This window comes from Mucilaginibacter sp. OK098 (genome assembly GCF_900142915.1).
Lineage (GTDB): Bacteria > Bacteroidota > Bacteroidia > Sphingobacteriales > Sphingobacteriaceae > Mucilaginibacter.
The window spans coordinates 813,298-837,069 of the sequence record NZ_FRCM01000001.1; the positions used below are offsets into that span (position 1 = coordinate 813,298).

Annotated in this window: 21 protein-coding genes; 12 read left to right on the forward strand and 9 right to left on the reverse strand. The window is 40.3% G+C overall.

What is annotated here, in order from left to right:
- Nucleotide 1: 1 nt before the first annotated feature.
- Nucleotides 2-2,686 (reverse strand): putative LPS assembly protein LptD, encoded by a 2,685-nt coding sequence (locus tag BUE31_RS03370; RefSeq protein WP_143167015.1) that lies wholly within the window; start codon nt 2,684-2,686, stop codon nt 2-4.
- Nucleotides 2,687-2,792: 106 nt separating this feature from the next.
- Here BUE31_RS03370 and BUE31_RS03375 point away from each other — a divergent pair, with 106 nt between their 5' ends.
- Both BUE31_RS03375 and BUE31_RS03380 read left to right on the forward strand, forming a co-directional pair.
- Complete coding sequence (locus tag BUE31_RS03375; protein WP_073400242.1) at nt 2,793-3,695, forward strand: N-acetylmuramoyl-L-alanine amidase family protein; 903 nt, start codon at nt 2,793-2,795, stop codon at nt 3,693-3,695.
- Between the two features lie 110 nt (nt 3,696-3,805).
- Entirely contained in the window at nt 3,806-4,750 is a 945-nt protein-coding gene (locus tag BUE31_RS03380; protein WP_073400245.1) for an MlaD family protein, read from the forward strand.
- 78 nt (nt 4,751-4,828) lie between these two features.
- Here BUE31_RS03380 and BUE31_RS03385 read toward each other — a convergent pair whose 3' ends face one another.
- From BUE31_RS03385 to BUE31_RS03400, 4 genes are all read right to left on the reverse strand, one after another.
- Nucleotides 4,829-5,746: a ribonuclease Z gene (locus tag BUE31_RS03385; RefSeq protein ID WP_073400247.1), complete on the reverse strand. Its 918-nt coding sequence runs from the start codon at nt 5,744-5,746 to the stop codon at nt 4,829-4,831.
- 22 nt (nt 5,747-5,768) lie between these two features.
- Entirely contained in the window at nt 5,769-6,146 is a 378-nt protein-coding gene (locus tag BUE31_RS03390) for an STAS domain-containing protein (protein WP_073400249.1), read from the reverse strand.
- Between the two features lie 55 nt (nt 6,147-6,201).
- On the reverse strand, nt 6,202-7,146 hold the full coding sequence (locus tag BUE31_RS03395; protein WP_073400251.1) for a phosphoribosylaminoimidazolesuccinocarboxamide synthase: 945 nt from the start codon (nt 7,144-7,146) through the stop codon (nt 6,202-6,204).
- 159 nt (nt 7,147-7,305) lie between these two features.
- Entirely contained in the window at nt 7,306-8,262 is a 957-nt protein-coding gene (locus BUE31_RS03400) for a PhoH family protein (protein ID WP_073400253.1), read from the reverse strand.
- A 99-nt stretch (nt 8,263-8,361) separates the two neighbouring features.
- On the opposite strand from BUE31_RS03400, the gene BUE31_RS03405 reads away from it, so the two are divergent.
- The 8 genes from BUE31_RS03405 to BUE31_RS03440 all read left to right on the forward strand — a co-directional run bounded on the left by BUE31_RS03405 (nt 8,362) and on the right by BUE31_RS03440 (nt 16,777).
- Entirely contained in the window at nt 8,362-9,144 is a 783-nt protein-coding gene (locus tag BUE31_RS03405) for an SAM hydrolase/SAM-dependent halogenase family protein (RefSeq protein ID WP_073400255.1), read from the forward strand.
- Nucleotides 9,141-9,704, forward strand: a complete 564-nt coding sequence (locus BUE31_RS03410) for a hypothetical protein (protein ID WP_073400257.1) — start codon at nt 9,141-9,143, stop codon at nt 9,702-9,704. The genes BUE31_RS03405 and BUE31_RS03410 overlap by 4 nt, the downstream gene beginning before the upstream one ends.
- A gap of 150 nt (nt 9,705-9,854) precedes the next feature.
- A complete protein-coding gene (locus tag BUE31_RS03415; protein ID WP_073400258.1) occupies nt 9,855-11,681 on the forward strand; it encodes an ABC transporter ATP-binding protein in 1,827 nt (608 codons plus the stop codon).
- Nucleotides 11,682-11,789: 108 nt separating this feature from the next.
- Nucleotides 11,790-13,466 (forward strand): hypothetical protein, encoded by a 1,677-nt coding sequence (locus BUE31_RS03420; RefSeq protein ID WP_073400260.1) that lies wholly within the window; start codon nt 11,790-11,792, stop codon nt 13,464-13,466.
- Between the two features lie 85 nt (nt 13,467-13,551).
- Entirely contained in the window at nt 13,552-13,770 is a 219-nt protein-coding gene (locus BUE31_RS03425; protein WP_073401625.1) for a type II toxin-antitoxin system HicB family antitoxin, read from the forward strand.
- Entirely contained in the window at nt 13,763-13,975 is a 213-nt protein-coding gene (locus BUE31_RS03430; protein WP_073400262.1) for a type II toxin-antitoxin system HicA family toxin, read from the forward strand. Before BUE31_RS03425 ends, BUE31_RS03430 begins: the two co-directional genes overlap by 8 nt.
- Nucleotides 13,976-14,010: 35 nt before the next feature.
- Nucleotides 14,011-15,798, forward strand: coding sequence for a translation elongation factor 4 (lepA, locus tag BUE31_RS03435; RefSeq protein WP_073400265.1), 1,788 nt, complete (start codon nt 14,011-14,013; stop codon nt 15,796-15,798).
- A gap of 97 nt (nt 15,799-15,895) precedes the next feature.
- A complete protein-coding gene (locus BUE31_RS03440) occupies nt 15,896-16,777 on the forward strand; it encodes a bifunctional 5,10-methylenetetrahydrofolate dehydrogenase/5,10-methenyltetrahydrofolate cyclohydrolase (protein WP_073400267.1) in 882 nt (293 codons plus the stop codon).
- A gap of 146 nt (nt 16,778-16,923) precedes the next feature.
- Here BUE31_RS03440 and BUE31_RS03445 read toward each other — a convergent pair whose 3' ends face one another.
- Genes BUE31_RS03445 through BUE31_RS03455 form a run of 3 tightly spaced genes read right to left on the reverse strand, consistent with a single transcriptional unit; the run spans nt 16,924 to nt 18,457 of the window.
- Nucleotides 16,924-17,358, reverse strand: a complete 435-nt coding sequence (locus tag BUE31_RS03445) for a hypothetical protein (RefSeq protein WP_073400269.1) — start codon at nt 17,356-17,358, stop codon at nt 16,924-16,926.
- The gene (locus BUE31_RS03450; RefSeq protein ID WP_073400270.1) at nt 17,355-17,687 is read right to left on the reverse strand and encodes a Rieske (2Fe-2S) protein; all 333 of its coding nucleotides are present in this window, start codon (nt 17,685-17,687) and stop codon (nt 17,355-17,357) included. The genes BUE31_RS03445 and BUE31_RS03450 overlap by 4 nt, the downstream gene beginning before the upstream one ends.
- A 5-nt stretch (nt 17,688-17,692) precedes the next feature.
- Nucleotides 17,693-18,457, reverse strand: coding sequence for a hypothetical protein (locus BUE31_RS03455; RefSeq protein ID WP_073400272.1), 765 nt, complete (start codon nt 18,455-18,457; stop codon nt 17,693-17,695).
- A 205-nt stretch (nt 18,458-18,662) separates the two neighbouring features.
- Between BUE31_RS03455 and BUE31_RS03460 the strand changes: the two genes are divergently transcribed.
- Both BUE31_RS03460 and BUE31_RS03465 read left to right on the forward strand, forming a co-directional pair.
- Nucleotides 18,663-19,286: a 7-carboxy-7-deazaguanine synthase QueE gene (locus tag BUE31_RS03460; RefSeq protein ID WP_073400274.1), complete on the forward strand. Its 624-nt coding sequence runs from the start codon at nt 18,663-18,665 to the stop codon at nt 19,284-19,286.
- 162 nt (nt 19,287-19,448) lie between these two features.
- Complete coding sequence (locus BUE31_RS03465) at nt 19,449-21,350, forward strand: OmpA family protein (protein ID WP_073400276.1); 1,902 nt, start codon at nt 19,449-19,451, stop codon at nt 21,348-21,350.
- 103 nt (nt 21,351-21,453) lie between these two features.
- Here BUE31_RS03465 and recQ read toward each other — a convergent pair whose 3' ends face one another.
- Nucleotides 21,454-23,646, reverse strand: a complete 2,193-nt coding sequence (recQ, locus tag BUE31_RS03470; RefSeq protein WP_073401627.1) for a DNA helicase RecQ — start codon at nt 23,644-23,646, stop codon at nt 21,454-21,456.
- Nucleotides 23,647-23,772 lie beyond the last annotated feature (126 nt).

Sequence of the window (23,772 nt, forward strand, 5' to 3'; positions counted from 1 at the left end):
ATTAATTGCCGTTAAAATATGAACTGCTTGTGTAATCGCTTCTCTTACTTAGTTTTAAATCCTGTAAAATGGCTGCTTTTACTTTTAATGTAACGTTGTATGATTTATAGATTCCAAACGGAACCCATTGTACGTTCAGGTCCCAGCAATGAAGGTCTCTGTAAATTGAAAATGAGCTTATAGCCAGCTTATGCGCCCGGATATCATAATTGGTATTATACTGAACTTTCCACTTTGAGGTTAAGTTAACATCACCGCTCAGCATAATTGTGTTGGTTGTATTGGTATTGATAATGTTATTATTATAACTGAAATTATAATTGAACGATAAGTTCCACGGTACATTAAAATCTACATACGCACTTGGATCACTGTTTATAAATGCCAGTTTTTGGGCTTGTTGCGGATTAATGGTTTGCAGCGTACTATTTGGTAATACAGGCGCATGGGGCTTAAATGATGTTGAGTTTAAACTGCCGCTCATTGAAAAGCTGATAGTTGTAAGCTGCGGAAGCCTTCCATCCTGGAAAGTATACCGGTTTATTTCGTGTGTGTAGCGCTGGATCTGCCCATTTGAAATGGTATCAAGCACTTGTGTTACATATGGATTTAATGAACCATATAAGCTAAGATTGACCTTTTGATTTAATATAGCAGTGTGAGCCGAGAACGAAATAGGTGAAAGCCTGAGCGAGTCCTGTGCAAAATTGTAAAAAGTTGAAAATGAAAATCCATCAAGTATATTTACTTTCCTTGCCTTGCCTGATGTATCGGTAGTTTTAGGCTTCAACTTCATTTGAATAGTATTGTCAAGGTTAAAACTTATCCCTGCCTGCTTTCCGGGAGAGGGGAAACCATCAGGAAAAATGGAATAAGTACTACTTTTAACAGGGAATGGTATAGCGGCATTGCTTACTATTGTTTTGTAGTATCCAAAGCTGGGATCAGAAAAATCAGGATTGTAATTGAAGCTGATCGTAGGTGTCATTACGTGCCTTATGGCAACTATATTTCCCTTTTTAAAGTTTATTGTACTGTAAATTTTTGTTGATAAACCACTACTGAAATTGTAAGAGCCTGCTCTTTTAAATCCACTTATGGTGTCACGTACAGGCTGAGTTGGATCAATGATAGTACCATCTGCATTAACTCCCCCACGTACATACTTTTCTCTTATTGTTTGTAAATACCAATGTTCGGTATAGTTAACAGAGCTGCTAAATTGAAAATACTTGAATACATTTAAACTTAAGCCCACCGGAATTTGGTGTACAGCGCGGCTTTGTAATCTTTTTGCCAAAGTGGTGCTTTTAAATAGCTCTGCTTCGGGTACATTGTCAACCTCATTAGTAGCTTGCAGGCTATAGCTCACAGTTATTTTTTGATACCATTTTTGATCTCCTACCCTGTCTTTTGAATCAAAGGGACTTATAGATGCCATTGTAAAGCTCAGCGTAGGTAATTGCAGGGTTACTGTTTTATTAGTAAGGTCCTGGCTGTGTGATAAGCCCAAACTTAAGTTAAACGGAGTTCCCTGCCATGTTTTACTATAATTTATAGATGAGCGTAAATTGTTTTGGGTAAGCGAATTAATATTGTAGCCATTTTGAGCAGGATTATTTCGATAATAAGTTGATGTACCCGCGTTTACCGAGGCACTGAAAGTGCTTCCGGGGTTTGCATTCGGATCCTGGCTGTGTGACCAGGTAACATTAAAATCTTTTTGTGCCGGGTCGCCTTCTAATCCATAATTATGCGATCCATAGCTTAATGATACGGTACCACCATATTTATACCTTTTTAAATAATGTGCTGTAGTATTTAATTCATACGATCCTTTTGAATAAACTGTTCCGGTGTTGGTTAAATCCAGGTAATCACTAATGCCAATATAGTAACCAAAGTTTCTGAGGTAAAAACCAAGCTTCTGATCCTCGCCAAAAGTAGGAATTATAACACCTGATGCACGGGTATCAGGCTTTGGGAAGAAGCCAAAAGGGATGGCCAACGGAAGTGGGATCCCCTCAATTTCAAGATATGCCGGTCCGGATATGATCCGGTTCTTCTCGCCGATGCCTTTTGTTATTACTATTCCAAAATGTGTGTAAGGCTGTGGTAAATCACATGTGCTAAAGGTAGTATTGCGGTAGGCTACCTCTGTTTCATTTAATTTTTTGACCTCTCCGCCCGATAAGAAATTCCCATCCTGCTCTGATGCCGGGTTAAAAACCCTGCCCTTTTTAGTTTTATAATTAAAGAGTAAGGAGTCAGATTCAACGGGTTTATCCTTACTTTGTTTGGAAATGGGCCTCCCCACATATCTTTTGGTTATGGGGTCAGTACTTCCTTTGGCAAATATCAGGTGATTTTTTTGGTCGAGCCTTATATAGTCGGCATCCAGCTCAAAATCTTCATAAGTTACGCGGGCCCTGCCATATAAATAGGTAATATCGTGAACTTTATCTGTAATTACTGAATCTTCTGCATGTGACGTTACCTGCGATTGCAAACCACCATTTGAACCCTTTTTAGTGGTGTCATTTTTCGCGGTTGCATTTTTTGTGCCCGGCTTTGCCTTAGATTTTTTACCTTTAGTAAGTTTTGGAGTTACTGTCGTATCAGATTTTTTAATTGTATCCGTTTGTAGTACATAGCAATAGATACTAAGGGGCCGTGATGAAGCCATCACATTTGCCATTAAAGTTATTGCAATAAGAAAAAATAGACTTATGAATTTCAAAATTGATTATGAATAGTATTTTTGCAGATATAGTTAACAGCGTTCAAAAATAATGAAAAATAAGGCATTGAAAAGATTGATTTACGGTTTATCGTTTTTACTTACAACTTTACCCGTTTTTTCTTTTGCAATAAGTTCACCGGAAAAACAGGATACCATTGTCAATAATGGCTATAAAGTTAAAACCATTATTGTTGATGCCGGTCATGGTGGCCAGCACTCAGGTGTAGGCCATTTTTCTCCTGGTGCATCGGGTTCCTATTCCAATGAGAGAACAGTAACGCTTGCTATAGCATTTAAATTGCAAAAAGCGATAGAAAAAGAGTTAGAAGGCGTAAAAGTTGTTATGACCCGTTCAACTGAAGATGATGTTGCGTGGCAAAAACGCGCTGATATTGCAAATGCTAATAAAGGAGACCTTTTTATCTCACTGCATTGTAATTCATTACCAGGCAGGCGCATCCGCGAGGTAGTTGGCCATAAACATCATAAACCTGTTTACAGGACTACCGAAGTCGCCGACCGTTCTGGCAAAGGCGTTTTGCTGCTGGTTTATGGTTTTCATCGCAGTAAAGAAGAAGAAAAAGCCATCAAAGAAAACCTGATTGAAGATGATACGGAGATGAATACCAATCCGGACCCCAATGATCCGGAATCAATAATCCTGATGAACGAATATAAGCGCAAATACCGCAAGCAAAGTATCCATTTGGCGGAATTACTTAATACTGAGTTTACTGAAACTGATGGCAGGCATAGTGATGGCATTAGGGAGCAGGGCATATTGGTATTATGCCATAGCGCTATGCCGGCTGTGCTTGTTGAAACAGGCTATATTAATAACCCGGATGATGAGGCCTATCTGAATTCAGAAAATGGCCAGAATGAAATTGTGGCATCAATAGTAAGAGCCATCATAAACTATAAAGCCGGTGTAGAACAAGCGTCCCAATAAGTTGTAAAGGTGAGTCCGAAAGTCAGTAAAGTCCGGAAGTCGGAAAGAAAGACATAACTTTGGAACCTTTCAACGTTACAATATTTCAACAGCTATATCAAATCATCACCATGAAAATATCAAACGAAACAAAAATAGGCGCCTTAACGGCCATAACAATTACTGTTCTTATACTGGGATATAGTTTTTTAAAAGGAAACGATGTTTTTTCAGGTTCCAACAAATTTTACGCTGTTTACAGGAGCGTTGACGGTCTCTCGGTATCAAAGCCGGTATTGGTAAATGGTTTCCAGATAGGGAATGTTTCGAAAATGAAATTATTGGGAAATGGCCATACCATAGTTGAGTTTAAAGTAAACAAACAATACAATGTACCATCAAACTCCCTGGCAAAACTGGTAAGTACCGATCTTTTGGGCGGAAAAGCAATTGTATTTGAATATGGCAACAGTAATACTTATGCAGATGACAACGATACACTACGTGCCGATATCCAGGGGAGCCTGGCGGAAAGCCTCCAGCCTATTCAAACCAAAGCCGAAAACCTGATAACAAAGCTTGATTCATCACTTGCTGCTATTAACAAGATCTTAAATCCAAACTTTCAAAAGAACGTTGACAGAAGCTTTACCAGCATAGCAAACTCTTTGCAGACCCTTGAAGGTACCACCAAAAAAATTGATGCATTGGTTGGCGGACAAACCGAGCATATAAATGGTATAATGGAAAATGCTGAAACGGTATCATTCAATTTGAAAAACAGTACGGCTAACCTGACGGGCATCACCACTAATTTTCAAAAAGTAAGTAATGATATAGCTGCTGCCAATATTAAGCAAACCCTTGACAATGCAAATAAAGCAATGGCCGATCTGCAGGCAACAATTGCTGCAATAAACACCAGCCAGGGTTCGCTTGGGTTGTTGCTGCATGATGATAAGATGTACAATAACCTTAAAGATGCTTCTGCCAACTTAAACAGCCTGTTTATTGATCTGAAAGCACATCCGAAACGATATGTAAGCTTCTCCGTGTTTGGAGGAAAAAAGGATTGATGTTAGTGATCAGAGGTTAGAGACCAGAGATTAGGCTAAGAAATTAGAATAATGCAACTAATCTCTAACCTCTGATCACTAGTCTCCAATAATAAAGGTCCGCCCTTCAATTGCCAGCTCTGTTTCTGGGAAAACACTGCGGGCTTCGTCCAGTAGCTCGGTTAAAGTTTTGTAGCGGGCGGAGAAGTGGCCGATCAATAATTTTTTTGCATTGGTTATTAATGCCACTTGTCCGGCTTGTAATGCTGTGGTATGATGGGTTTCAATTGCCCTGTCGAGCATGTTGTTTAAAAATGTAGCCTCGTGGTACAGTAGTGTAACACCATTTATTTGCTTAAGGTACATTTCATCATATAAAGTATCTGAGCAATAGGCATATGCCTTAGGCTCGCTGGAGTCAGTAGTTAGCGTATCGTTTTTTAACACTTCGCCATTAGGCATAGTATAATCGGCCCCCTTTTTTAACGCTGAGTAATATTCAACAGGTATGGCCAATTGCTCCAGCTTATCCTTTATTAGCTTCCGTAGCCTTTTCTTCTCTTTGAATAAAAAACCTGTACATGAAATTCTATGATTAAGCGGGATGGTTTCAACTATGATATCCTGATTGTCTAAAAGTACCTCTGCTTTTTCCGGGTTGGTAAATATAAATTCCACCGGGTATTGCAGTGTGGTTTCAGAATACTTTAACTGCAGATCAACAATTTCCTTTAGCTTGGGCGAGCAATAAATTTTTAAAGGTTTAATGCGTCCGTTTAAGTGGAGTGACGAGAGAAGCCCAACAAGACCTAAATAATGATCTCCATGCAAATGACTGATAAAAATATGATCAATACGACTTGCCTTAATATCAAACCGCAACATTTGCTGCTGAGTGCCTTCGCCGCAGTCAATCAGGTACAGGCGTTCATTTATATTGAGCGCCTGTGACGTTGGATTTCTGTTAAAAATGGGGGTTGCAGAGCTGCTGCCAAGTATTGTTACCTCAAATTTCATACTTGGTAAACAACCGGATTATTTATTTTGCTTCTTTCTTTAATTCTTTTTCTATTTCCTCCATAAAAACCAAATCAATGGCTTCTTCACAGGTAGGTACAATAGAAAGTACGCTGTCGAGTTGTGAAATGGTGATCAGGCGGGCAACAGGTTCGTTTAAGCCGGTTAAGATAAAAGTTCCTGAAGCATTTTTGCATAAACGATGACCAACAAGTAAGCTGCTTAATCCTGATGAATCTGCAAATTTAACCTGTGAAAGGTCGAAAATGATGTTTCGCTGACCCTCTGTGTTGATCAATATCAATTCAGATTTAAGCTGAGGGGTTATTAATGAATTTAATTTTGATTCATTCAGCTTTAACAGAATATATTTTTCGTGCTTGTCAACAGTAAATTTCATTTTTTGTTTCTAATTAATAAGCTAAGATATAACTATTTTGTCTACAATAAAAAAATTACAGCACAGTAAGTTCATTATTTATAGCTTTTTCAACCCGGGCCAATACATTTTCATCTCCCGGTTTAATAAATTGCTCACCGGTTATTTGTTCAAACAGCTCGATATAACGCTCAGAGATAGATTGAACAATCTCACTGGTCATTAACGGAACTACCTGTCCGTCCTTACCCTGGAAACCGTTTTCAATCAACCATTTTCTTACAAATTCTTTCGAAAGCTGTTTTTGTGGCTCATCGTTATCCTGGCGTTCACTATAACCATCGCTATAAAAATACCTTGACGAATCAGGCGTATGGATCTCGTCAATTAAATAAATTGTTCCATCGGCTTTGCCAAACTCATACTTGGTATCAACCAATATTAAGCCTTGTTTGCCGGCAATTTCCGTACCGCGTTGAAACAACGCCTGGGTATATTTTTCAAGCTGCTCATAATCTGCGGCAGACACTATGCCACGCGCTAAGATCTGTTCTTTTGAAATATCTTCATCATGCCCTACCGAAGCTTTAGTGGTAGGCGTAATAATAGGCTCAGGCAGTTTGTCATTTTCTTTAAGCCCCTCGGGTAAACTAACACCGCAAACCTGCCTTCTGCCTGCGCTGTATTCGCGCCATGCATGGCCGGCAAGGTAACCGCGGATCACCATCTCCACTTTAAAAGGCTCGCAAATACGGCCAATGGTTACAGATGGATCAGGCACGCTAACCACCCAGTTTGGAACAATATCAGCAGTAGCAGCTAAAAATTTAGCAGCAATTTGGTTAAGCACCTGCCCCTTATAAGGAATAGGCTCGGGCAGCACCACGTCAAAAGCCGAGATGCGGTCGCTAACCACCATTACCAGGTATTTATTGTCAATAGTATATACATCCCTAACCTTACCCTTATAAAAACTGGTTTGGTTTGGAAAGTTAAAGTGTGTTTCTTTTATTGCATTCATTGTGTTTTAGATTTGAGATGTGAGATGTGAGATATGAGATACGACAGGTTAATGGATTTTTGCTGTCTCAATTCTCAATTCTCAATTTCACATCTAAGAATGTCCCTAATTAAATATGAAATTTTTTGTCTCAAATCTCATATCTAACATCTCATATCTTTATTGGATGTCGCCGTATGCAGCCAGTATTTTCCTTACCAGCTTATGCCTTACAACATCTTCGCCGCTAAGATAAACAATTTCAATTCCACTGATATCTGTAAGTATGCGTAAGGCCGTGTGTAAACCTGATTGCTGCTTTTTAGGCAAGTCAATCTGGGTAACATCACCGGTTACAATAAACTTAGCCGATGGGCCCATACGGGTTAAAAACATTTTCAGCTGCATATCGGTGGCGTTTTGGGCTTCATCCAAAATAACAAAACAGTTATCCAGCGTGCGCCCGCGCATAAATGCCAATGGTGCAATTTCAATGGTACGGTTCTCCAGGTAAAATTTTAGTTTTTCAGCCGGGATCATATCATCCAGCGCATCATATAATGGGCGCAGATATGGATCAATTTTTTCTTTAAGGTCGCCCGGTAAAAAGCCCAGGTTCTCCCCTGCCTCAACTGCCGGCCTTGTTAATATAATACGTTTAATGTCTTTATTCTTAAGTGCCCTTACTGCCAAAGCCACCGCTGTATAGGTTTTACCAGTACCTGCAGGGCCTATGGCAAAGAGTATATCGCTTTTATTTATACAATCAACCATTTTACGCTGGTTGGCTGTACGGGCTTTAACCATAACTCCATTAGGCCCAAATACAATAACTTCGCCGCTGGCAAACTTATCTGCAGATGGATCGCTTGTTGTTGCGTCTATTTTTGATCCCAATATTCTTTCCAGGTCTGTTATATTTAAATTCTCATACTTTTCAACATGCTGAAGCAAGTGCTGGAATTTTTCCTGGAATATATTCAGTTCATGGTCATCACCCAATATCTTTACTTCGTTACCCCTGGCAACTATTTTAAGCTTTGGATATTGCTTTTTAATGATCTCAAAATGATCATTGTTGGGTCCCCACAAAACTGCTGGGTTGATTTGTTCAATTGACAATTTAAGTTCGTTCAATACAAATTGATTTTTAGTTGCAGAATTTTATGAATTAAAATTGAATATTTGTAGCTCTAATTGCTTGCACAAGATTAGCGATAAATATTTAATAAATTAATGGCAATAATAACTTTAACTACTGATTTGGGCGATAAAGATATTTATCAGGCTGCCCTTAAAGGCAGTATCCTGAAATTGCTGCCATCAGTAAATATTGTTGACATAACCAATAGCGTTGCTGCATACAATATACAACAAGCAGCCTTCATATTAAAAAATAGTTTTTATTATTTTCCGGAGGCCACTGTGCATTTAATAGGCATTGATACCGTTTTTAATACCAATACCCGGTACCTTGCCGTAAAGTATAAAAATCACTATTTTGTTGGGGCTGATAATGGCATATTCTCATTAATGTTTGATGCTGATCCCGACGAAATTTTTGAAATAAACATCATGCAGGATCTGAAATTTCTTCATTTTCCCCTTGCTGATATTTTTGTTAAGGCCGCCTGTCACCTGGCACAAGGCGGAACGCTTGCCGAAATAGGCTTGCCTGTTAGCGATATTGAGAAAAAGATGAACCTGCAGCCTGTTATCGAAAAAAACCTGATAAAAGGTGTGGTAATTTATATCGATTCGTTTCAGAACGTGATCACCAACATTACCAAGGAGTTTTTTAATACAGTGCAACAAGGCCGCCGGTTTATGTTATCCTTTAAACGGAACGAAACCATTAATCACCTAAGCTGGCACTATAATGAAGTACCCGAAGGTGAAAAACTATGTCTTTTTGGAATTAGCGATCACCTGGAGATAGCAATCAATAAAGGAAACGCCAGCGGTTTGCTGGGTTTGGGTTTGGGTGATAGTGTGATAATTGATTTTGAAGAGCTTTGAAGATTACCTTTCTATTTATACTATTCAATATTTTTGCTATCTGCGTTTATTCAAAGCAAAGCAGCGATTCCATTGCTTATAAGCTGCAGCGAAAAAAAATAAATACTATGCTGGCGCAAAGGGCGCAAAAGTTTGGGCAGTATGATGAGAGCCTTACTAAGCGTACAGGTATATTCGGGTTTCAAACGAAAAAGGACATCCGCAGGTCGAACGATATTTTGATGGATATTGTTAAAACCGATAACGATGTTTACCGGGAGTTAAAGATCCTGTTCGATTATCGAGTATTTCAGCAAACACAAATCCAGGATCATTCAAGAGAAACCGAGCAGAGTACACTTGGTTATATGATTACCATTAACAAGCTGCGCAAACAAATTGAGGTATTAAAGGCTGATGCCGAAGAACAACGGCAGCAGGATGAAAAGATCAGGAACATATTAATAATAACAGTATTGGCATTAGCCGCATTTATATTTTTAATGTTCGCCTTCCGTAAGCGCAAACGTACTCCTGTTAAACGCAAGACCACTGCCCGCAAAAGTAATCGCAGGGCGTAGAGGCGCAACACTTTGCGTCTCCCACAGATAAAGTTCGGACACGCAAAGTATTGCGTCTCTACGTCAGAAATACAGTACCTTTGTAATTTATTTAAAATGTTTTGGTACACCAATCGTCTTAATTAATGATTCGGGATTTATAACAAACAAATGGCAAGAGGACGATTTAACAGTGGTAACGCGGCAGAAAAAGAACTGCCAAAAGCAAAAATAAATAGTAAAAGTTTAAAACAGGTAATCAGGCTACTCTCCTATGTAAGGCCTTATCGCGGCAAATTTATCGCGGCAATGATCTTCCTGTTCTTATCAAGTCTTACGGGCTTAACATTTCCCAAATTTTTAGGTGCGTTGATTGATGCCGCTCAAGGCAAACAGAAATATGATTTTTTACCAGCCACGCTCAACGGCATCGGCTTACTGGCATTAATTATATTGTTTTTCCAGGCCTTTGTTTCCTACTTCAGGGTGGTATGGTTTGTGCAGGTAGCTGAAAAGTCTTTGGCTGATATCAGGCGCGATACTTATTTTAAGTTGATAACGCTGCCTATGAACTTTTTCTCCAACCGCAGGGTTGGTGAGTTGAACAGCCGCATCTCTGCTGATCTTTCACAGATCCAGGATGCCATAACCACTACGCTCGCGGAAATGATCAGGCAGCTGATCCTGCTAACCGGGGGAATTACCTTTTTAGTGATCGTATCGCCCAGGCTAACATTAACCTTATTAATGCTAATCCCCGTATTGGTTGTAGTAGCGGTACTGTTTGGCCGGTTTATTCGTAAACTTTCACGCCAGGCGCAGGATAAGCTGGCAGAATCAAACACGGTTGTTGAGGAAACGTTGCAGGGTATTGCCAACGTTAAGGCATTTGTGAACGAAGCATTTGAAGCCGGCCGATATGACAGGAATTTACGCGATGTGGTTAAACTTGCCGTAAAAGGCGCAAAATTCAGGGGTTTATTTGCCTCATTCATTGTTTTTTGCCTTTTTGGGGCCATTGTAGCTATTATCTGGTATGGCTCAATTATGGTTAGTCACCACGAGCTTACTATCGGGCAGTTAACAGAGTTTGTTATTTACGGGGTATTTGTGGCTGCATCAATGGGCAGCTTCCCCGAGTTGTATGCAAACATGCAAAAAGCAGTTGGCGCCAGTGAGCGTGTACTGGAGATTTTGGATGAGCAAGGCGAAGAGATCTCTATCCACGAAAAAAACAATACCATCAAACAAAAAATTGAAGGTAACCTTTCATTCAATAATGTGGTTTTTGGCTATCCGTCAAGGCCTGAGCTTACTGTGTTAAATGAGATTTCGTTTGATGCTGCGGCCGGGCAAAAGGTTGCTATTGTTGGACCCAGCGGTTCCGGAAAATCAACCATGGCAGCATTGATCCTGCAGTTTTATCATCCCCAAAGTGGTACAATTTCTTTTGATGGGAAACCTTCGGCAGAATATTCATTAACCGATATTCGCAACCAGGTAGCAATTGTGCCGCAGGATGTGATGCTATTTGGCGGAACGATAAAAGAAAACATTGCATACGGTAAACTGACGGCATCCGACGATGAAATTATCCAGGCAGCACAAAGGGCCAATGCCCACCAGTTTATAACTTCATTCCCTGAAGCTTATGATACCGTTGTAGGCGAGCGCGGTGTTAAATTATCCGGGGGACAGCGGCAGCGGATAGCCATTGCACGGGCTTTGTTAAAAAATCCTGCTATATTGATACTTGATGAAGCCACTTCGTCGTTAGATTCAGAATCCGAACGTTTGGTGCAGGAAGCCCTGGAAGAGCTGATGAAAAACCGTACATCAATAATTATAGCACATCGCCTTTCAACTATCCGCGAAGCTGATAAGATCATTGTACTGGAGAAAGGGAGAATTATTGAATCCGGCAGCCACCAGGAGCTGATTGGTAATGAACAAGGGCTGTACAGGTATCTTAGCGCTTTGCAATTTGAGGTAAGTTAACTATAACCCCCGGCTTTAAAATCCGTATAAGCGCCGACATCTTAATCAATTTAATTATCTTGTGATGTTTAAACCGCCACAATTTATCCGATAAAGCGATCATTATACATGAACTGGAAACCTTATCACAAGCCTGTTTTAATTGTAATAGCTGTCGTATCGCTTGGCTATAGCTGCAGGTTGGGTGCAAAAAGTAATGCCGAAGACAGCGTGGCCTATCTAAATAAAGCATCAATTAATCCCGATACCAATAAGATTGATGCAATAAATCAACCTCAAATAAATGTTGACCATAGCAATGATCCAGTGCCGCTAAAAAACATGTTTGGCATTAACGGATACGAATGGAATTTTTTAGAAAATCCGGGTAGCCCTAATGACAGGAAGCATATTTACGAGGACAATATGGCCCTGGTAAAAACTTTCTCGGCCTTAAGGCATTACCTGAACTGGAATAGGATTGAAACTACAAAAGGCAACTATACTTTTAATCCTACCAATAACGGCGGCTGGGATTACGATATAATTTATGAACGCTGTAAACAGGATGGTATTTTAGTTTTGGCAGACCTGAAAAACATCCCCGAATGGTTACAAAAAACCTACCCGGCAAGTTCAAGGGATGATGATAATGCACCAGCTCCTTACGGACAAAGCTTAAATAGCCCTGCCTCCTATGCCGATCAGGCCCGTGCCGCATTCCAGTTTACTGCAAGATATGGCTTTAATAAAAATATTGATAGATCTCTTGTAAAAGTTGATGACCGCAAACGCTGGAATGGCGATATCCCTAATGAGGTTAAAATTGGGATGGGCCTGATAAAATACATTGAATGCGGAAACGAGCGCGACAAATGGTGGGGCGGTGATGACACCCATCAAACAGCCGAGCAGTATGCAGCAAATTTATCGGCATTTTATGATGGCAATATGGGTAAGCTCGGCGCAGGCATTGGTGTAAAAGCTGCCGACCCCAATATGCAGGTAGTTATGGGCGGCTTGGCAACTGCCGATGTAAAGCGCGTTCAAAAGATAATAGACTGGTGCAAAACAAACCGCGGATATAAAAAAGACGGCAGTATTAATCTTTGTTTCGATGTGATCAATTATCACCTGTATTCAAATAATGGCGATGTTAGGGTACAAAAACGAGCTACAACAGGAATCGCTCCTGAGCTTTCTATCTCGGGCAGCGTAGCCAACTCTTTCGTTAGCCTGGCAAACAGCCTGTTGCAGCACCCCGAGGTTTGGGTAACCGAAACAGGCTATGATATAAACCAGGGAAGCTATCAAAAGGCCGAATCAATTGGCGCAAAAACAGTATTAGCTAACCATGCCGACTGGATCTTACGTACCTCCCTCCTATATATCCGTCACGGCGTCAAACGGGTATTTTTTTACCAGTTGTTTGACGATCATGCCGGCGGCTCAACCCAATATGCCACATCTGGCCTCGCCGAAGGCATAAAACGCAGGCCTGCCTCAGACTATATCTTACAAGCTACCAAACTGATGGGTGATTATAATTATATAAAAACAATCAGTAAAGATCCTTTGGTTGACCAATACCAGCTGGCCGATAAAACGATGTTTGTATTAACCATTCCCGATGAAACCGGCAGAAAAGCCAACTATACTTTGGATTTGGGAAAAGCTACGAAAGCAAACATCCACACTTTAAAGATAGGCGCTGATGTTATGGATAATAAAATAGTTAATACAACTAATGGTAAAGTGACTGTTGATGTGACGGAGACGCCAGTGTTTGTGGAAGGGGTTATGTAGAGACGCGTTATTTCATAAATGCTTCATGAATTTCAACTTGATTAGTATATCATATAATTTTATTAAATTTGATAAAGTGAATATTATGAAAACTGTTCAAATCAATAGTGCTGTTTGGAAAGAAGGAGATTACTTTGTCGCCCAATGTTTAAACGTTGAGATTTCGAGTTTTGGAGATACAAAGGATGAGGCATTAGCCAATTTACAAGAGGCTTTAGAATTATATCTGGAAGATAATGAACATCCCGAATTTACGATTATTGATAAACCTGAAATAGTCGGTTCCATTTTAAAATATGCCTAAGCTTTATTCTTCTTCATACATACTTAAGGTGTTAGGCGATCATGGTTTTATCTTTATTTCTCAAAAAGGGAGCCATGTTAAACTTAGAAAAACTGATACAATAACCTTAACAGTAATAGTTCCCGCAAATAGAAAAGAAATCCCTATTGGAACATTTCGTTCCATTCTTCGTCAGTCCGCTTTAACGGAAGGTGATTTTAAATAAAAAATGTCGCCCTAAAAAGCTATTTTTGCGCTTCAATGGAACACATTCGTAATTTTTGTATAATAGCACATATCGACCACGGTAAGAGTACACTTGCCGATAGGTTATTAGAATATACCAATACCATAACCCAGCGCGAATCACAGGCACAATTGCTTGATGATATGGACCTGGAACGCGAGCGAGGCATCACCATAAAAAGTCATGCTATCCAAATGGACTATGAATTGGATGGTCAGAAATACATCCTTAACCTGATTGATACACCCGGGCACGTGGATTTCTCTTACGAAGTTTCACGCTCTATTGCCGCTTGCGAAGGTGCATTGCTGATAGTTGATGCGGCACAGGGTATCCAGGCGCAAACTATCTCAAACCTGTATCTTGCTTTAGAGAACGACCTGGAGATCATCCCGGTTCTAAATAAAATGGACCTTCCCGGTGCTATGCCCGAGGAAGTAAAAGACCAGATTGTTGAGCTGATTGGTTGCAAACGTGAAGATATTTTGGCAGCATCAGGTAAAACAGGTATGGGTGTACATGATATTTTACGTGCCATTGTAGCTCGTGTACCCGCTCCTGTCGGCGATCCGGAAGCTCCTTTACAGGCATTGATATTTGATTCGGTTTATAACTCGTTCCGCGGTATTGTGGCTTACTTTAAAGTGGTTAACGGCGAGATTCGAAAGGGTGACAAAGTGAAGTTTTTCGCCACTGAAAAACAGTATATAGCTGAAGAAGTTGGCACGCTAAAATTGAAACAGCTACCGAAAGACGTGATCAAAACCGGTGACGTGGGTTACATCATATCGGGTATTAAGGAATCAAGAGAAGTAAAGGTTGGTGATACCATCACTACTATTGCCCGCCCATGCGAAACCGGGATCCAGGGCTTTGAAGAAGTAAAACCGATGGTATTTGCCGGCATCTACCCGGTTGATACTGACGAGTATGAAGAACTGCGCGAATCAATGGCCAAACTGCAATTGAACGATGCATCACTGGTATTTGAACCGGAATCATCCGCCGCGTTAGGCTTTGGTTTCCGTTGCGGTTTCCTTGGGATGCTGCACATGGAGATCATCCAGGAGCGGTTAGAGCGCGAGTTTGACATGACGGTGATCACAACAGTTCCCAACGTATCATACATTGCGTTCACCACACGCGGCGAGCCTATCGTCGTAAACAACCCGTCAGATCTACCTGATCCAAGCAAGATTGATTATGTAGAGGAACCTTACATTAAGGCAACCATCATCACCAAATCTGAATTTGTGGGACCGGTAATGTCATTGTGCATTCAAAAGCGCGGTTTCATAAAAAATCAGTCGTACTTAACATCTGATCGTGTTGAGCTGATCTTTGAGATGCCGATGGGTGAGATCGTATTCGACTTTTATGATAAATTAAAAACCATATCAAAAGGCTACGCTTCGTTTGATTACCACCAGATAGGTTACCGCCGGTCAGACCTGGTACGTTTGGATATCCGCTTAAACGCGGAACCGGTTGATGCTTTGTCGTCATTGATCTTTAGAGGTAACTCTTATGATTTCGGTAAAAAGATCTGTGAAAAATTAAGAGAACTGATCCCGCGACAGCAATTTGAAATTATTATCCAGGCATCCATTGGTGCCAAAATTATAGCACGCGAAACCGTAAAGGCCTTGCGTAAGGATGTTACTGCCAAATGTTATGGCGGTGATATTTCCCGTAAGCGAAAACTATTAGAAAAACAGAAAAAAGGTAAAAAACGTATGCGCCAGGTGGGTAATGTGGAGATTCCGCAGAGTGCGTTTATGGCAGTGCTGAAACTGGATTAAAAAAGAGTCAGGAATCAAGATATCAAGAATCAAGATAGAATTTATAAAGCTTTTTTACTTCTTGATTCTTGACTCTTGGTTCCCTAACCAAAATATAATGAATTTACTCGACGGAAAATACGTATCAGAAAAACTTAAGGGCGAAATAGCTGAATCAGCAGCTAAAATATTGGCAGAAACCGGGCGCAAGCCGCATTTGGTGGCAGTATTGGTTGGTCATGATGGCGGCAGCGAAACTTATGTTGCCAGTAAAATAAAAAACTGTGAGGCTGTGGGCTTTAAATCAACCCTGGTGCGTTATGAAAGTGATGTAACCGAGGAAGAATTATTAGCTAAAGTGGCCGAGCTTAATGCGGATGCTGATATTGACGGCATAATAGTACAATTGCCCCTGCCAAAGCATATCGATCCTGAAAAAGTAACAGAAAAGATTGATTACCGCAAAGATGTGGATGGTTTTCACCCGGTTAACTTGGGCCGTATGCAGCGTAACCTGCCTTCGTTTATCCCGGCTACCCCTTATGGCATTACCTTAATGCTGAAAGAATATGGAATTGAAACAGCAGGTAAGCATTGTGTGGTAGTTGGCCGAAGCAATATTGTGGGGTCGCCAATGAGCATCCTGATGGCACGCAACACTACTCCAGGTAATTGTACGGTAACCATTTGCCACAGCCGCACACCTGATATCAAAAAATTTACGCTTGATGCTGATATCCTTATTGTAGCCATCGGCAAAAAGAATTTTATTACTGCTGATATGGTAAAAGACGGTGTAGTAGTAATTGACGTAGGCATGAACCGCGAAACCAGCACCTTAACAAAATCCGGTTTTAAACTTTATGGTGATGTTGATTTTGAAAACGTATCTCCAAAAGCATCATGGATCACACCTGTACCCGGCGGTGTTGGTTTAATGACTATTATTGGTTTGCTGAAGAATACCCTGGCATCGGCTAATAAAGAGGTTTATAAGTAGTTGATTAAGTGAGTGGCTGGCCCAATACTATAAAATATGTCATGCTGAACTTGTTTCAGCACCCCACATGCTAAGTCTGCACCATGTATACGGGAATGTCCTGTGGGGTGCCGAAATAAATTCGGCATGACGGAGAGGGCAGTCAACTAACCCAAATACTCCTCAGGAATCTGGTAATTCTCATTTTCATCGCTCCAGGCCATTGAGGTAATTCGCCAGCTATCATCAACCAATATAAATTGGATATAGTTGATGCCCCGCGGAAGGTTGTCTATTTCATGGTCGGCAAAACTGTATTCATATACGCTAAGGCGTTGTGCCACTTTGCCAAATACTTCAGTTTTTGAATACAATTCCCGTTGCATAAATTGTAATAAGGTACCGGCTGCAATCTGCGATTCCAATGCCTGTACAAATGTTTCAGCGGTAAAAGTAACCGGCTTGCCAAAGCTATTATTTACCAGCAATCCATCCGCATAAAACAATCCTTGTACAGTTTCCAGGTCGGGCATTTCGCCATCCTGGAAGCTTAACGATTCATAAAAATCTTCGGTTATATAATCAATAGCTCTTACGTTCATTTATTAAATACTTTCTTTATATCGTCCCAAACGGAACTGATCCCGATATACAGGCTGTTGTCCTGTATTTTTACCGCATAGGTTTTTAGGTAATCCTCACTCCCTTTGCCGGTTTGCAAATCAAAGGAATAACCATGAAGCGGGCAAATTATTTTTCCATTTTCGCACCAGCCTGAACTTAGGTCGAAACCCTGGTGCGGGCAGGTTGCGGATACTGCAAATAGCTTCCCCTCGTACCCAACAATACAGATGCTTTTGCCTGTTACTTTTACTTTTTTCATGAAAGGCTTTTCAACGTCTTCTACATCCGCAGCCCAATACCACTTCATAAATATTAAAAGTCGATCTTTAAATTCATTAATGACGGGTTTTTCATCACATCATCCATGTTGGTAATCAGGGTAACCCGTCTCCTGTCGGCTGATACGATGGCTTTGGGATTGTTTACTTTTTTTACAGGTTTGGCAAAATTGAGGATCACCTTATAAGGCATATCAATCAGCATGGCCTTTGCCATTGAAAAGGCTGAAGATGTTTTCTTTAAAAATGCATTAAACTTCGCTTTATCAATAACCCGGTAAAATTTATGTGGAGTAATTTCATAGGTGTAATAATCTTCTCCTGCAACCAGTTGCTGGGCATCAAAGCCTAAAGGCTGTTTCTCCTCTTTTGAAATAGATTTTAGTTGACTATTCATCGAGATCTTTGAAATGTGCTTAAGGTAATATTCAAGATCGGCAGAGTTCTTAGCCAGGTGATTAACGCTTACCTTCATTATACTTTTTTTCAGATCCATCTTTATTGATAGATTACTGCTTTTAGCCATGTTAGCCTCTTCCGCACTCATTTTAAGCTGGGTTGTATCGGGCAGGGCAGTATAAAAATTTAAGGTAGTATCTTTTACCAACGAAAATTGAGGGGTTGCTTTAACAGAATCCGACATCAGGTTCATCAATACGGATACGGCGCTGCCCATGTCAAAACCATAAACTACGTTGCATGATCCGTCCTGTTTAAAATTATATTGTTCTTCAATATCAACACATGAAGAAAAGCAAAGCAGAACGAAAAATAGTACCGGCAAGTATAGTTTTTTCATAATGCGAAATTTTAAGTAATAATAAGTAAAATAGGTGAAAGGATAAAGGTAAAAGGCAAAAGGTTTTTTTAAATTTATTTATTGATGTTGAAGTTAAGTCTTTTACCTTTCTTCTCAAAGATTATCTTTCTATTATCACAATTTTAGGCCTTTTATCCTTTGCCTTTTACCTTTCCCCTCAAAACAGTACCTTTGCAGCTTAATTATGGCACACCAAATACCGGAAGATGGCACGTTGCTTCCTTTAATGGAAGAGTTTTATACGATACAGGGGGAAGGATTCAATACAGGTAAGGCTGCTTATTTTATCCGCCTTGGTGGTTGTGATGTGGGTTGCCACTGGTGCGATGTTAAAGAAAGCTGGGACGCTGAACTTCACGCATTAACAGCTGCCGATCAGATTGTCGAAAATGCCTCCAAACATCCCTCAAAAGCGGTAGTAGTAACCGGTGGCGAGCCCTTGATCTATAACCTTGATTACCTGACAGCCGGTCTGCAAAAAAAAGGTATCAAAACTTTTATAGAAACATCCGGTGCGTATCCGCTGTCAGGCAGCTGGGACTGGATCTGTTTATCGCCCAAAAAGTTCAAATCGCCAATGCACCTGGTTGCTGCCAATGCTGATGAGCTTAAGGTGATCGTATTTAATAAGTCGGATTTCGCTTTTGCAGAGGAAAACGCCAAACTTGTTTCGCCAAACTGTAAGCTGTTTTTACAGCCCGAATGGTCAAAGTCAAAAGAAATGATCCCGCTTATTGTTGATTATGTAATGAATAACCCGCAATGGGAGATTTCTTTGCAAACGCATAAATACCTGAATATCCCGTAGGGGAAAGAATCAAGAAAATAAGAGTCAGGAATCAAGAAGATACATCTTAATAATTATACTTTTTTTCTTTTCCCCTGATTCCTGCGCCTTGTATCTTGACCCGTACATATTGCATCTCAAAAAAAAATGTAACTTAGGATACAAAAACACGTATCAAAACCAATGAGAGTCGTTGTCTTCTCGGTTCTGTTATTTTTTATTACCAATTATACATTCGCCCAACAGAGGCAATACTCTACTACCGATAGAGAAGCTATTAAATATTTTGCCCTTGCTAATCAAAGTTTGGACGACCACCTGTATGATGATGCTATTGGTAATTTACAAAAAGCAATTGAAGCCGATAATAAGTTTGTTGAAGCTCACGCTGTGTTGGGTGATCTGTTGCGGCAGATGCGTAACTACAAAGCATCTATCGAACAATTCCATAAGGTAATTGCTTTAAACCCTGAATTTAACCGGGCTGTATATCTTAAAGCCGGAGAAATGGAAATTAGTAATGCGCAGTATGAATTGGCGCAGCAACATTTGGAAAAGTACTTAACTTATCCAAACATCACAGCTCAGAATACTTATTATGCTCAAAAACTCATTACCGACTGTAAATTCAGTATCCAGGCAATTGCACACCCCGTCCCCTTTAAACCTATTAACCTGGGACCTGAAATTAATACCGAAGCTGATGAATACCTGCCTGTAGCTACTGCTGATGAAGCTACGCTGATATTTACCCGAAAAATAAACAACAACGAGGATTTTTATAAAAGCGATAAATTGAATAATAAATGGCAAACCGCTACTTATTTAAGCGACCAAATAAACACCCCCCAATATAATGAAGGTGCGCAATCTATTTCGCAGGACGGCAAGTACTTGTTTTTTACCGGCTGTAACCGTCCGGACGGACTTGGGCGCTGTGATATATATATAGCGCAAAAAAAAGGGAATGACTGGGGCAAACCATTTGATTTAAGCCCCCCGGTTAATACTACAGGCTGGGAATCGCAGCCATCAATAAGTGCTGACGGCAAAACGCTTTACTTTGTAAGTAACCGTAAAGGTGGTTATGGTGGCTATGATATCTGGAAATCATCATTAACAGAAAAAGGCTGGGGCGAGCCGGAAAACCTCGGGCCGAATATCAATACCATTTATGATGAGCAATCGCCTTTTATTCATCCGGATGACAGCACGCTCTATTTTTGTTCGAACGGATGGCCCGGATTAGGTGGGAAAGATTTGTTTATGAGTCGTTTGGGTAAAGATGGCAAATGGCAAAAGCCCGAGAACCTCGGCTACCCGATCAACTCCAGCGGGGATGAAAATGGATTGAGCTTAACAGCTAACGGCAGTTATGCATTTTTTTCATCAAATAACTTAAATGGCTTTGGCGGTTTTGATATTTATACTTTTGAATTACCGCCAAACTTACGGCCAAAGTTGGTTACCTATGTAAAAGGTATAGTGAACGATGCAAAAACCAAAGCGCCGCTGGAAGCCGCCGTTGAAATAATCGACCTGCAAAAAAATACAGCGGTTTACCAGGATTATAGTGATGCAACGCAAGGCGATTTTTTAGCCACATTAACAGCGGGGAAAGACTATGGTTTAAATATTTCAAAAAGCGGCTACCTTTTTTATTCAGCCAATTTTTCGCTGATCGGCCACGAAGCTAAAAACCCGTACAACATTTTAGTTTTACTGGAGCCAATAGAAGTTGGCAATAAAGTGATCCTGAACAACATATTTTTTGATACTAATAAATTCGATCTGCAAACTGAATCGATTGCTGAATTACAACAGCTTGTATCGTTTTTAACAGTAAACCCGACGGTACATATTGAGATTTCGGGTCATACGGATAATGTTGGTAATGATCAGCTAAATCAAACCCTTTCAGAGAACCGGGCAAAATCTGTTTACCAATACCTTATAAGCAGTAAAATTGCTGCCGACAGGCTTGTTTTTAAAGGTTATGGCAAAACACAGCCTATTGCGCCCAACACAACCGAAGATGATCGTAAAAAGAACCGCAGGACTGAGTTTAAGATAATAGCCAAGTAGGTGAAAGCTAAAAGCAGAAAGCGTAAAGCAGGAGGTTTAAATCCTTTGCTTTACGCTTTCTGCTTTAATAATTGCTTTTAGCTTTAGGCTTTCCGCCTTCCGCTTAATTCCCCATTTCGGAAATAAACTTTATCCGCATTAGTTGAATCTCTTCTATTGTATAATCATCACTGCCAAGTTCGGCCAATGCATCATCTATTGAATCAACTTCGGCAGTACGGAAATAATCAAATACTTCTTCCTGCTTATCCTCATCAATAATTTCGTCAATGTAATAATTCAAATTAAGCTTGGTGCCAGAGTTTACAATAGTTTCCACCTCTTTCAGGATCTCTTCATAGGATAATCCTTTTGAAGCAGCTATATCGTCTAAATTTAAATGACGATCGATGTTTTGAATGATAAACACTTTAAGCGCTGATTTATTGGCAGCGCTTTTGATCACCATATCAATAGGGCGGTCAATATCATTATCCTCCACATATTTCTGGATCAGGTCGGTAAAAGGCTTGCCAAATTTAAGCGCCTTCCCTGCCCCTACACCCGAGATTTGTTTTAATTCTTCAGTCGTGATAGGATAATGCGTACACATTTCCTCCAATGACGGATCCTGGAATATAACAAACGGAGGCAATCCTTTTTGTTTAGCCAGCTTTTTACGCAAATCCTTAAGCATCTGCAGTAACTCTGTATCCAGGGCGCCACCACCTTGTTTAGGGCCGTCGGCATCATCATCATCATCCGTTGCTTCAATCGGTTTGTTCAATACAAAGCGGATGCTGTAAGGGTTGTCAATAAATGAGTTCCCTAGTTTGGTCAATCTCAATAAGCCATACTGGTCAATATCCTTTGATAAAAAGTTATTCAGCAGTGCCTGCCTTAAAAGAGAGTTCCATAAGTTTACGCCGTCTTCCTTGCCCGATCCAAAATAATCAAGCAGGTCATGTTCGTAATTTTTTATCTGTGCACTATCTGCACCCATAAGGATGCTGATAATATGATGATCGTCAAATTTTTCACCAATTTGTTTTATCAGGCTTAGTGCCCTGTGCAGGTGCAGCTCGCCATCAAAATGTTCTTTAGGTCCGCAACAGTTATCGCACATATTGTTACAGCCTGCTTCGTTAAAGTTTTCACCAAAATAATGGAGCAGTTGTTTACGACGGCAAACGGATGATTCGGCATAGTCAATAACTTCTTTCAGGATCTGGGTGCCGATCTCGCGTTCTGATACCGGTTTATCCTTCATGAATTTCTGAAGCTTATCAATATCCTTTTCTGAATAAAAAGCAACACAAACACCTTCGCCCCCGTCACGACCCGCGCGGCCTGTTTCCTGGTAATACCCTTCCATGCTCTTTGGCACATCATGGTGAATTACATAACGAACATCCGGCTTATCAATGCCCATACCGAAGGCAATAGTAGCAACTATAACATCCACGTCTTCCATCAGGAATTTATCCTGTGTATCAGCGCGCACTTTCGGATCTAAACCGGCATGGTATGGCAAAGCTTTAATCCCGTTAAGATTGAGCGCCTCGGCAACTTCTTCAACCTTTTTACGGCTAAGGCAATATATGATCCCTGATTTACCCTGGTTTTGCTTAACAAATTTAACAATCTCCTTTATTACATTGCGTTTAGCGCGTACCTCGTAAAAGAGGTTCGACCGGTTAAACGATGACTTGTAAATAGTAGCATTGTTCATCTGCAGGTTTTTTTGAATATCCTGCTGTACTTTTGGGGTTGCTGTAGCTGTTAATGCAATAATGGGGATATTATCGCCGATATTGCTGATAACCTGCCTGATCTTGCGGTATTCCGGGCGGAAATCATGCCCCCATTCCGAAATACAATGCGCCTCATCAACCGCTACAAACGATACCTGGTTAAGGCGTAAAAAATCAATATTTTCCTGTTTGGTGAGTGATTCCGGAGCAACGTATAGCAGCTTGGTTTTGCCGGCTAAAACATCTTCCTTAACTCTTCCGATATCTGATTTTGTTAATGATGAATTTAAAAAGTGGGCTATGCTGTCTGAGCCTCCAAAGGCTCTTAGCTGGTCAACCTGGTTTTTCATCAGGGCGATCAAAGGGGAAATTACTATCGCAGTGCCTTCGCTCATCAATGCCGGTAATTGGTAACACATGGACTTGCCACCACCTGTTGGCATAATCACAAATGTGTCGTTACCCGCCAATATATTAGTTATGATCGATTCCTGCTCCCCCTTAAAATTATCGAACCCGAAAAAGTTCTGGAGGTTATCAAAAAGCGACTTCTTAGTTTCTATCATTATAAACGTATTCTTGATTGTATTTAAAAGTTTAAAGTAACAAATTTTTCTCAATAAACGATGGATTTACTTTAAAATTTTATACAAAAATGATTATTCTATTAAAAACAATTTGTTTATTTA